Here is an 11,469-nt window from a genome sequence, read left to right on the forward strand (position 1 = left end):
GAGCCGTATCTATCGCTTCATCTGCTGCCCAGCCAAAGCTGTGGCTACGGCTAGCCGCATTACCAAAGTCTGACTCGACTGTCAGATACTTCATCATTACATCGGCTACACGCTGATCTACCGGCGTGGTTGCTGAATAATCAAAATAGATGGGTAAATTTAATGCTGACTTCTGAGAACTCACGATGCTTTTCTCTGCTGCTGTAATACTTCAGCCTGACGACGAGCAAGTATAAAACGACCGTTAATTTTATCACGCTGAATGGCTAATTCATGAATACCCGGGCGATTAACGAATTGCGCAAGTGTTATTCCTGACAGAAAGCTATGCAAACGCTCGCTGAGCTCCATCCATAAGTCATGAGTTAAACAGCGCATACCATCCTGGCAGTTTCCCTCTTTATTACACTTGGTAACATCAACTTTTTCATCAACAGCGTTGATAATTTCAGCAATATTAATCTCATCTGCAGGTCGGGATAAGCGGTATCCGCCACCCGGGCCACGTACACCTTCAACTAATTTAGCTTTACGTAGCTTTGAAAAAAGCTGTTCCAGATATGACAGTGAAATACCCTGACATTGTGAAATATCAGCCAGAGTAACTGGTCCAGCGTTGTCATGTATCGCCAGATCCATCATTGCAGTAACGCCGTAACGGCCTTTAGTAGAAAGTTTCATAGTACACCCGATAATTCCTGAGTAATTTAGTAGGATATTGCATTAACCTACTATTTTAGTCAAGAATTATTTAAAGCATACTTTTAGGCATGCAGCCTTTAAATTTTATTGCAAATCTAACCCAGCTCAGCCATTTCTCTATGCATTTCAGCCGGGTCATCCATATTCAATTCAAGCAGTCGACGCAGATGAGTCAGTCCATCCAGGTCTATATTCACCCACTGCATACCCCAGTGAGACTCGGTGGTATGACTTATATTTGCCTGAATAGAAATGGTGGCGCCTTCACCTAATACAAGCTCAATTTCATATGTATCAGCCTCAACGGGCTTAATACCCTGAGGTGCTACTATTAACATCCCTTTTAAGGAGATATCTTCAAGACCACAGCTCCATTGTTGATCATTATGCCGCAGAAGAACATCTGCTATAAATGGTATTCGTTGATATTGACGACGTTCAGTATCAGCCATTAGATTTTCACCCGGTTAGCCCTTTATTGTTTTGAGTATAGTATAAAAGATAGTTGTAAGTTTTAAGCTGTGAGTCTTAAATCAAAAGATATTGCACCTACTGCACTTCGCTTTGACTTACGACAATATCTAAACCATTGCCGCATTAAGCAGCTCTTTTGTATAGTCCTGCTGGGGTTCATTAAACAACTGCTCTGTTTCACCCTGCTCAACGACTTTACCCTGTTTCATTACCAGAACACGGTGTGAAATTGAGCGAATCACATTTAAATCGTGACTAATAAACATATAGCTGATTTTATGTTTTTGTTGTAATCCGGCCAGTAACTCCAGAACCTGCTTTTGTACAGAAACATCCAGTGCACTGGTTGGCTCATCCAGTAAAATTAATTCAGGTTCCAGAATAACGACACGTGCGATTGCAATACGTTGCCGTTGTCCTCCCGAAAATTCATGTGGATATCGCCATAAAATCGAATCATCCAGCCCTACTTCATTTAACACTCTGGAAATTTTTTCCATACGCTGCTCTTCACTCAAATGCGGAAAATGAATATGCAAACCTTCACCGATTATCTGCTCAACTGTCATACGAGGTGAAAGTGATGAAAAAGGATCCTGAAACACCACCTGAAATGATTTCCTTAATGGCCTTATCGCAGCTTCTTTAAGGTCATCTAAACGTTGATTATTAAAATGAATTTCACCTGTAGAATTTTGTAATTTCAATAACGCCATGCCTAACGTTGTTTTACCTGAACCGGACTCACCAACGATACCCAGTGTCTCACCTTTAGCGAGAAACATATCAACCTGATCAACCGCTTTCACTTCATCTACTTTACGTTTAAAAAATCCTTTTGTAACGGGAAAGTAAACCCGTATGTCTTTACCCTTTAAGATAACATCAGGGCTTGCTACAGCTTCATCAATTTGTCGTTCGGGTTGTGAGGCCAGTAAATGTTTCGTATATTCATGTTGTGGTTTATCAAATAAAACCTTTACTGAATTCTGTTCAACGATTTCTCCCTTATTCATTACACAAACGTAGTCTGAGTAATGTTTAACCAGATTAAGATCATGGGTAATCATTAATACCGACATATCAAAATCGGTTTGTAAATCTTTAATCAACTCAAGTATCTGTTTCTGAATCGTCACATCTAAAGCAGTTGTCGGCTCATCGGCAATCAGTAACTTCGGGTTACAGGCCAGCGCCATTGCTATCATCACACGTTGTCGCTGACCTCCAGACATCATATGAGGAAAGCTATTAATATGACGTGAAGGTTCAGGAATACCCACTCGCTCAAACAACTCTATACTACGCTTTAGTGCATCTATCCGATTTAAATTCTGGTGCTGCATCAAAGGCTCTATCATCTGCTTTGAAACAGGATATACCGGGTTTAATGAAGTCATTGGTTCCTGAAAAATCATTGCAATATCACTACCCCGGATATTACGTAACTGCCTATCAGTTTGTAACAACAGATTTTTCTGCTGATACATGATTTTTCCAGAAGGATAGTTCACATGTGAAGCATCATGCAGATTTAATATCGATAACGCAGTCACTGACTTACCTGAACCAGATTCACCAACCAGAGCTACATTTTCACCCACGGGGATATCAAAACTGACATTTTTAACTGCATGCACAATTTCATTTGCAGCCTTAAAGTCAACACTCAAATTTCCCAGACTAATCAAAGTTTCTGATTTTTTATCTATTCTGCTCATGCTCTTCTCGTATCCAGTGCTTCACGTACTGCTTCACCAATAAAAATAAGCATCATTAAAGCACCAACCAATACACCAAAGGTCGATAACGATAGCCACCATGCAGAAATATTTTCTTTGCCCTGTGACAACAACTCACCAAGACTGGGTGTATCTGGTGGCACACCTAACCCCAGATAATCAAGGCTGGTTAGCGCAAGAATAGCCCCGGAAACCCTGAAAGGCATAAACGTAATTACCGGCGTGAGACTGTTAGGTAATAAATGCCGAAGCATTATTCCCTTATCCGTTAAACCTAATGCTCTCGCCGACTTCACATAATCCAGATTTCGACCTTTTAAAAATTCTGCACGCACATAATCAGAAAGTCCCATCCAGCCGAACATCGATAATAAAATAATTAATAACCAGACACTGGGCTGAAATATTGAAGCAAAAATAATCAGCAGATACAGTTCAGGCATTGATCCCCAGACTTCTATGAATCGCTGAAAAAATAAATCAATTCGCCCACCAAAATAACCTTGTACCATACCGGCAAGTATACCTATAACCGTTCCAATTATTGTCAGGGTAATCGCAAACAAAATAGAAAGCCTGAAACCATAAATCAGACGCGCTAAAACATCACGCCCCCTGTCATCTGTTCCCAGTAAATTATAATCGGATGGAGGAGCGGGATTGGGTAAATCTGAATCATAACTAATCGTCGTATGATTAAATGAATTCAGGGGTTCTAACATCCAGTTTCCATTACGGGTTAAGATGTTACGAACATACTTATCCTGATAATCCGCCTCTGTCTCAAAATCACCACCAAACTCAGTTTCTTTATACGATATAAAAACAGGGAAGTAATACTCATTCTGATAATGAACAAGCAAGGGTTTATCATTACTGATTACCTCAGCAAATAAACTGAGCACAAAAACAAACGAAAATATCCATAAACTATAATAACCACGGCGATTAGCTTTAAAGCGCAACCAGGATCTTTGCCCGGGAGAAAGATGTTTAATATCGCTCATTATCTATCCACCGAATCAAATTGAATTCTAGGGTCTATAAGTACATAACTTATGTCAGCCAGTAATTTGGCAAATAAACCCAGAATGGTATAAAAAAACAGGCTTCCCAGAACGACCGGATAATCACGTTTTAAAATCGATTCATACGATAACAAGCCCAGACCATCAAGCGAAAAAATAGTTTCTATTAATAGACTTCCGGTAAAAAAAGCTGCAATAAAAGCGCCGGGGAAACCGGTAATGATGGGAATCATCGCGTTTCGAAACACATGACGATATAGTACGGTAGACTCATCCAGACCTTTAGCCCTTGCCGTTAATACATACTGTTTTCTTATTTCTTCCAGAAAGCTATTTTTTGTCAGCATTGTAAGAACAGCAAAACTACCCACTGTTGATGCAATGATGGGTAAAACCATATGCCACAAATAATCCGTGATTTGTTGATACCAGGGTAATTCATCCCAGTTATCAGAAGTTAAGCCCTTTAGTGGAAACACATCGAAGAAACTACCGCCGCCCAGTAAAACCAGCATAGCGACGCCCAGAACAAAACCTGGGATTGCATAACCGATTAATATAATTGTACTGGTTATCACATCAAATTTTGTTCCATCGCGCACGGCTTTTTTTATACCCAATGGAATACAGGTTAAATAAACCAGTACAAATGACCAGACACCTAAGCTAATTGATACGGGTAATTTTGAAATCATTAAATCCATTACTGATTTATTATGAAAATAACTATCACCCAGATCAAACTGAACATAACGTAACATCATATCGTAAAACCGCTGATAGGCTGGTTTATCGAATCCGTACAACGCATTGAGTTTATCTATCTGCTCCTGATCAAGGCCTTTATTTCCCTGATACAAACCAGAAGTACTACTACTCACTTCTCCGCCGTCAACACCACCTTCCAGTTGACTAATTAACTGTTCAACCGGACCTCCGGGCACAAACTGTGTAACCACAAAAGTCACCAGCATGACACCGATCAATGTGGGAACCATAAGTAATAAACGCTTTAATATATAACTTGCCATAAACTTTAATATTCTTAAATTAATAATTAAACTTCATCATTACCGAAAGCCTGTATCGGATTGACGCTTTAAATTAAATCAAACTTCATTCATAGATGTATTTTCAATCTTTCAACCACCAACTCGAAATCATCCACTGCTCAGGATTATAATAAAGTGGTGTTTTCTCAGGACGATTAAACTTATCCCAATAAGCTATACGATGTGAATCAATATACCAGTTTGGTACCAGATAATTCCCATTTAACAAAACACGATCTAATGCCCGACATGCAATCACCAGATCTTCACGATTATCAGATGATATAATTTTTTCAACCAGTGCATCCACAACGGGATCATTCACACCCATAAAGTTTCTTGAACCTTTTTTCTCCACAGCGATTGAATGAAACATATTACGTAATTCATTACCCGGTGACATGGATTCGGGAAAGCTACCGACAACCATATAGTAATCAAATGATCTAAGTCGACGTATATATAACGACCGATCAACTGTTCGATAATTCATCTTAATACCTAGCTTCGACAAGTTACGTGCAAAAGGTGCCAGTATTCTATCCATACCTTTTTGTGCTAATAACACATCAAATATTAACGGCTGACCTTTTTTATTCACCAGTACATTATCTTTTACTCGCCACCCTGCTTTATGCAAAAGATCTCTTGCCTTGCGTAGATTCTGTCGTAGAGAATTAGGTGATTCTGTACTAACAGCCTGCCACGGCTGTGTAAATACAACATCAGGTAACTGATCTCTATACTGGTTCAATAACGCGAGCTCTTTTCCTGCGGGCAAACCCGTAGCCTGTAACTCTGAATTACTGAAATAACTGTCATTAACTACATACTGATTATAAAAGAGATGGTCATTTGACCATTCAAAATCAAATGCCAATGTTATGGCTCGCCTAACCGCCGGGTCTTTAAAAAGCGCTTTACGAGTATTAAAAACAAAACCCTGCATTCCCGCATTATTACTGTGAGATAAATTTTCTTTTAAAATATTACCCGAGTCATAATTTGGCCCATTATGCTCTCGTGCCCAGAGTTTAGAATAATACTCGTGTCGAAACTCAAAATCTCCGGCTTTGAAAGCCTCTAATGAAATAACCAGATCCTGATAATATTTATACTGAATTTCCTCAAAATTATATTGCCCTTTTCGAGAGGCTAAATCATTTGCCCAATAATTTTTATTGCGCTGATAAGTAATACGTTTCCCCAGATCATATTCTTTAATGGTGTAAGGGCCACTGGCGACAGGTTTAACTTCGGTTAACTTATCGAATGAAGTTCCATCTATCCATTTTTTTGAAAAAATAGAAATATCACCCAATATCAGGTGTAATTCCGAATTTAACCTTTTAAAATTAAAGCGAACAGTATACTTATCAACCACAACCGAATCTTTAACATCCCCATACATAAATTTAAATTGTGGATGCGCTTTATCTGACATAACTGTATCAAAAGAAAACTTTACATCTTCAGCCGTTATTTTATCGCCATTATTAAAACGTGCTCGTTTATCTATTTTAAAAGTTACGGAGAGTTTGTCTTTTGCCAGCTGTATATCGTTAGCAATTAATGGATACTTACTAAATGGCTCATCTTTACTGGCAACCATTAAAGTATCAAATAACAGGCCTGTACCTTCAGCTGCCACACCTTTTAAGATAAACGGATTAAAGCTATCAAATGCACCTGTACCTGCCAGCACTAACCGACCACCTTTTTTTGCATTCGGGTCAATATAATCAAAATGTTTGAAATTAGCAGGGTATTTAGGCGAATACCCCATAGCTGCAGAAGGGTCTGCAGAGGTTATTGGACTAAAGATTGTAATTAAACTAAAAAAAATACACTTAAAAGGGTGCAATCCGGTTTTTATCGTCATATGATCGTCATAATTATTATGTGTTTTGTAACGCATAGCATACCAATTGATAACTATAATAAACAGGAGTCCTTTAATGGGATTTTTAACAGGTAAACGTGCATTAATATTTGGTGTAGCCAGTACTCGATCAATCGCCTGGGGAATTGCGCAGGCGATGCATCGTGAAGGATGTGAACTGGCCTTTACATATCAGAACGAACGCTTACATGAAAGAGTTGAGAAGCTGGCTGGTCAACTGGACTCTGACATTATCATTCCATGTAATGTAGAAGATGATGATGAGATTGAAGCAGTTTTTGAACATCTGGATGATTACTGGGATTCATTTGATATTCTCGTTCACTCCATCGCTTATGCACCGAAAGAATTACTTGAAGGCGATTATCTGGACAACCTGTCACGAGAAGGTTTTAATACTGCCCATGACATCAGTTCATATAGCCTGGCAGCCATTGCCAAAGCTGGACGTCATATGATGCAAAATCGCGAAGATGCCTCTATATTAACCATGAGTTACCTGGGTGCTGAACGTACTTTCTCCGGTTATAACGTAATGGGTCTCGCCAAAGCGAGCCTGGAAGCAAATGTTCGCTATCTGGCACAAAATCTTGGACCTGAAGGTATACGAGTTAATGCTATTTCAGCTGGTCCGATTAAAACCATCACCGCATCTGATATGGGTGGGTTTAGTAAACTCTTCGATCAGGTTGAGAGCGCTGCTCCTCTGCGCCGTAATGTAAGCATTGATGATGTAGGTAATACCGGTGCATTTTTGAGTTCATCACTGGCTCGAGGAATTACAGGTGAAGTTATTTATGTAGACAGTGGATTCCACATTGTCGGAGTGGTTAGCGAAAACGATTAAATTAGAATTACCTGCCCGGTATTTCCGGGCAGGTAATTCTAATTAATAGTTTAATCAGCCTTGCAGTATATTTTTTTCACCTTCTAGTTTACCTATCACAACTGCGGCAACAGAATCACTAAATACATTTACTGCAGTTCGGCACATATCCAGCACTCGATCGACTGCCAGAATTAAACCAATACCTTCTAATGGCAAACCAATAGCACCCAATATAATACTAATCGCAACCAGACTGGCAGAAGGAATGCCTGCAACACCTATTGATGTAACCAGTGCAACCAGAACAATCGTAAACTGAGTTGTCAGTGTAAGATCTAAACCGTATGCCTGCGCAATAAACATAGCACCCACACATTCATACAGTGCTGTGCCATCCATATTAACTGTAGCACCCAATGGTAAGGTAAAACTGGTTACCCGATTTGAAACGCCAGCTTTCTCCTCAACACATTCCATTGTTAAGGGCAATGTTGCGGAAGACGAACTAGTTGAGAAAGCCGTCAACAAAGCAGCAGACATCGCTTTGTAATGTAAAATTGGGTTAACTTTCGCGACATAACGAAGAATGAGATACATGGTACCAAGAAAATGAACAGCAAGAGCAGCAACCACCGTAAAGAAAAATATAGCCAATGATGAAAATACCCCGACACCGGAGACCGCAACAACCTTCGCGACCAGTGCAAACACGCCAATGGGTGCAAACTTCATTACCCAGTTCGTCATACTCATCATTACATCTAAAACGGCAATCCAGAAATTCTGCATTTGCTCGGCTTTCGCGCCTGTTAGTTTTGTGGCAAAAAAGCCAAATAATAAACTAAAGAAAATCAAACCCAGCATCTGCCCCTGAGCGGCAGCAGTAACAATATTAGGAGGCACCATGCGCAAAAAGACTGCAACCACATCACCGGCACCTTTACCTTCAACTTTATCGGTTACTGCCTGAGGAACATCCGCTAAACCAATGACATCTTTAAGTGGTTGACCGTCGCTGATGCCTGGTACAGTTAAATTAACCAGTATCAATCCCGTCATAATGGCTAGAAAACTGGTAATCGCATAGTAGGATAAAGTTTTACTGCCCAGACGCCCCAGATCTTCTCCAGAGCCTATCCCCATAATGCCAACAATAATTGATGAAATAATCAAAGGCACAATCAGCATTTTTAATGCATTTAAAAACAGTGTGCCAAAAAACTCATAAACGCTATAAAAACGAATACCAAATATTGCAGCATCAGCTCCACTTAACAAGCCGGCAAATATCGCCAGCACAAGTGCAATCAATATTTGCCAATGTAACTGCAAAGAAGTAAAAGCTTTAAACATCGATGCTTAAAGCTCTTCTGAACGAACAATTTCTGATTGTGACTTTAAATGACCAAGAACAACACTTATATCACTGTTGGCCTGTTCGTTTCTAAATTCTTCAGCTAATACCTGTAATTCAGCTGTTGTTGCCTGTTCAGGTGGCGTAACTGACTTGAGCTGAATAACCCCGGTTCCACCAGATAACTCAACAATTTTATAAACAGATTTACCTTCAACAGGTTTAGTCATCGTAAACGCTTTAGATAAAACTTGCTGACTTGAGCTTGTATTATCACGTTTTACAGAACCTAATTTAATTAGTTTTGCGGAGTTTTGAACTGATTGACTTTCGATTGATTCACCCTGCTCAAGTTTGGTCATTGCCTCTTTAGCGAAAGCCATTGTTGTTTCTCTGGCTTTTTCGACTCGTATTGCACTCTCTATTATGTGCTTAACTTCATCAAGCGATTTTGGGCTGGCTTCCGTGTGTGTATCTACTCTTAATACAAGTACATGATTTTTTTCAACTTCAATAATATCCGAGTTTCTTCCTTCAGAAATCACATCAGAATTAAAAGCCGCATTACGGACTTTAACGTTAGTCGCTACACCTTTACCCTGTGTACGAGAAAAAGCCTCTGTGGTTTTGATTTCCAGACCTAATGCATCTGCTACTTCCTGCAAACTCTGATCATTTTCATAAGCAGTTGTTGCCATCAGCTCAGACTTTTCATAAAAACCATCTTCAATTAGCTGTGATTTATACTGCTTAACCAGCTCTGCTTTTTTTGCATCAAATGAAATTATGTTTTCTGACTTAACATCATCAAAACGAATAATGTGATAACCAAAGTTTGATTTAACAACTTCCGACACCTGGCCTTTTTTCAGTTTAAATAAAGCGGTTTCAAATTCTGCAACCATCATACCTTTACTGACCCAGCCAAGCTCACCACCATTTGGTGCAGAACCAGGATCTTCAGAATTTTCTTTTGCTAAAGCCTCAAATGATTCACCTTTATTAACGCGGTTTAATAAATCATCAATAATGGCTTTCTTCTGCTTTTTGGTTTCCGCATCAGCATCTTCTGCTAGAGCAACCAAAATATGTCGAGCTTTACGCTGCTCTTTACTGGATAAGCTCGATACATAATCGTCGTACAGTTGACGCACTGCTTTATCATCAACAGGAAGATCTTTTGCTAAATCATCAGCTGTCAGCTCAACATATGAGATGCTAACCATTTCCGGGTGTTTGTAACGAGCGCCATTTACTTCAAAATATTCTTTAATCTGATCATCACTTATATTGATATCAGCCAGAAAGCTAATATCATCAAACTGTAAATAATTAACTTCTCTACTTTGCTTCTGAATCTGATTTAGTATATTTAATTCAGCCTGACCAATAATTGCAGATCGGGTAACTGCGTCCTGTAACTGCTGCACAGCAAGATCACTTCTAAACAGGTTTTCAAATTCTTTTACACCCATACCCTGCGACTGAATAACAGCCTGATATGAATTATTATCAAATGCACCATCCTGCTGAAAAGCTTTCATGCTCTTTATTCTCTCAGCAAGTACAACATCAGCAACACGATAACCTTCATCAGCTACCATTTTTAGCATGACCTTCTGAAGAATTAACTGATCAATCACCTGTTTTTTCATTTGCTGCTGCAAAACAGGACTGTCAGGAATTTTACCCTCAAACATTTGCTCCATACGCTGGCGTTGCCTTGCCATAGCCTGATCAAACTGAGACTGGGTAATTTCTACGCCATCTACTTTTGCTACAAATTTTTCAGTAGCTCCAGTTAAATAATCACCAATACCCCAAAGACCGAATACCAGTGCGAGAAAAGCAACAATAATAATCCCCAGAATGCCTTTCGCTTTGTCATGAATAGATTGCAACATATTTTGTAAAACCCTTTGTATCGGCCAGTTTATCTAAACTGGCTCTTAAATTATTTAACCGTGAATGATACTAGAGAGTGGGGAGTTGTAAAAGGATAGAGTTAGTTTTTTAGTGCTCAAAACGCGATCTGAAGCTCGCTCCTACAGATAAAGGCAAGGTAAATGGTTATTTAACTATAAATCAGTTTACAGACTCAGGTTAAGCCCTGCTTCTTAAGACTCCAACTCCTGATGGTATGGGTTAAGAGACAGAGCTCAAAAGGCGAGGTCCGTCCCCGATGATTATGTACTGGTAATTATAAAAACGCTCCGGGCGTTTTTTTGAAACTGCTTCTCATCAAGGCCCTCCGGGCAACAATACAAATAACCCCCCCCTGAGAAGCAGGGGTTATGGGGTACGCCTTTTGTTTAAATGATACTGGAAACGGGATTATTCGGGCTTTCCCTGCCCTCACCTCTTCGAGGCCATGGTGAAAAAACA

The 11,469-nt window shown here is 39.5% G+C and carries 10 protein-coding genes; 1 reads left to right on the plus strand and 9 read right to left on the minus strand.

Annotation, left to right across the window (positions count from 1 at the left end; genetic code table 11):
• The 7 genes from DIZ80_02640 to DIZ80_02670 form a co-directional block, all read right to left on the minus strand.
• Positions 1 to 184, minus strand: a 184-nt coding sequence (locus DIZ80_02640) for an IscS subfamily cysteine desulfurase (GenBank protein ID RDH84396.1), incomplete at its 3' end; no start/stop codon positions are given.
• Entirely contained in the window at positions 181 to 681 is a 501-nt protein-coding gene (locus DIZ80_02645; protein RDH84397.1) for a Fe-S cluster assembly transcriptional regulator IscR, read from the minus strand. The genes DIZ80_02645 and DIZ80_02640, both read right to left, overlap by 4 nt.
• 116 nt (positions 682 to 797) lie before the next feature.
• Positions 798 to 1,154, minus strand: coding sequence for a hypothetical protein (locus tag DIZ80_02650; protein ID RDH84398.1), 357 nt, complete (start codon positions 1,152 to 1,154; stop codon positions 798 to 800).
• A 129-nt stretch (positions 1,155 to 1,283) separates the two neighbouring features.
• Positions 1,284 to 2,897 carry a microcin ABC transporter ATP-binding protein gene (locus DIZ80_02655; GenBank protein ID RDH84399.1) on the minus strand — a complete coding sequence of 538 codons (1,614 nt, stop codon included), beginning with the start codon at positions 2,895 to 2,897 and terminating at the stop codon, positions 1,284 to 1,286.
• Positions 2,894 to 3,925 carry a peptide ABC transporter permease gene (locus DIZ80_02660; GenBank protein ID RDH84400.1) on the minus strand — a complete coding sequence of 344 codons (1,032 nt, stop codon included), beginning with the start codon at positions 3,923 to 3,925 and terminating at the stop codon, positions 2,894 to 2,896. Before DIZ80_02660 ends, DIZ80_02655 begins: the two co-directional genes overlap by 4 nt.
• Positions 3,925 to 4,989: a microcin ABC transporter permease gene (locus DIZ80_02665; GenBank protein ID RDH84401.1), complete on the minus strand. Its 1,065-nt coding sequence runs from the start codon at positions 4,987 to 4,989 to the stop codon at positions 3,925 to 3,927. Before DIZ80_02665 ends, DIZ80_02660 begins: the two co-directional genes overlap by 1 nt.
• A 91-nt stretch (positions 4,990 to 5,080) precedes the next feature.
• On the minus strand, positions 5,081 to 6,880 hold the full coding sequence (locus tag DIZ80_02670) for an ABC transporter substrate-binding protein (GenBank protein RDH85021.1): 1,800 nt from the start codon (positions 6,878 to 6,880) through the stop codon (positions 5,081 to 5,083).
• A 76-nt stretch (positions 6,881 to 6,956) separates the two neighbouring features.
• Between DIZ80_02670 and DIZ80_02675 the strand changes: the two genes are divergently transcribed.
• Positions 6,957 to 7,748: an enoyl-[acyl-carrier-protein] reductase FabI gene (locus tag DIZ80_02675; GenBank protein ID RDH84402.1), complete on the plus strand. Its 792-nt coding sequence runs from the start codon at positions 6,957 to 6,959 to the stop codon at positions 7,746 to 7,748.
• A 54-nt stretch (positions 7,749 to 7,802) separates the two neighbouring features.
• Here DIZ80_02675 and DIZ80_02680 read toward each other — a convergent pair whose 3' ends face one another.
• Positions 7,803 to 9,062, minus strand: a complete 1,260-nt coding sequence (locus DIZ80_02680; GenBank protein RDH85022.1) for a dicarboxylate/amino acid:cation symporter — start codon at positions 9,060 to 9,062, stop codon at positions 7,803 to 7,805.
• Positions 9,063 to 9,089: 27 nt separating this feature from the next.
• Positions 9,090 to 10,988 carry a hypothetical protein gene (locus tag DIZ80_02685; GenBank protein RDH84403.1) on the minus strand — a complete coding sequence of 633 codons (1,899 nt, stop codon included), beginning with the start codon at positions 10,986 to 10,988 and terminating at the stop codon, positions 9,090 to 9,092.
• Positions 10,989 to 11,469: the final 481 nt, after the last annotated feature.

The sequence above is a fragment of the endosymbiont of Galathealinum brachiosum genome, assembly GCA_003349885.1.
Lineage (GTDB): Bacteria > Pseudomonadota > Gammaproteobacteria > SZUA-229 > SZUA-229 > SZUA-229.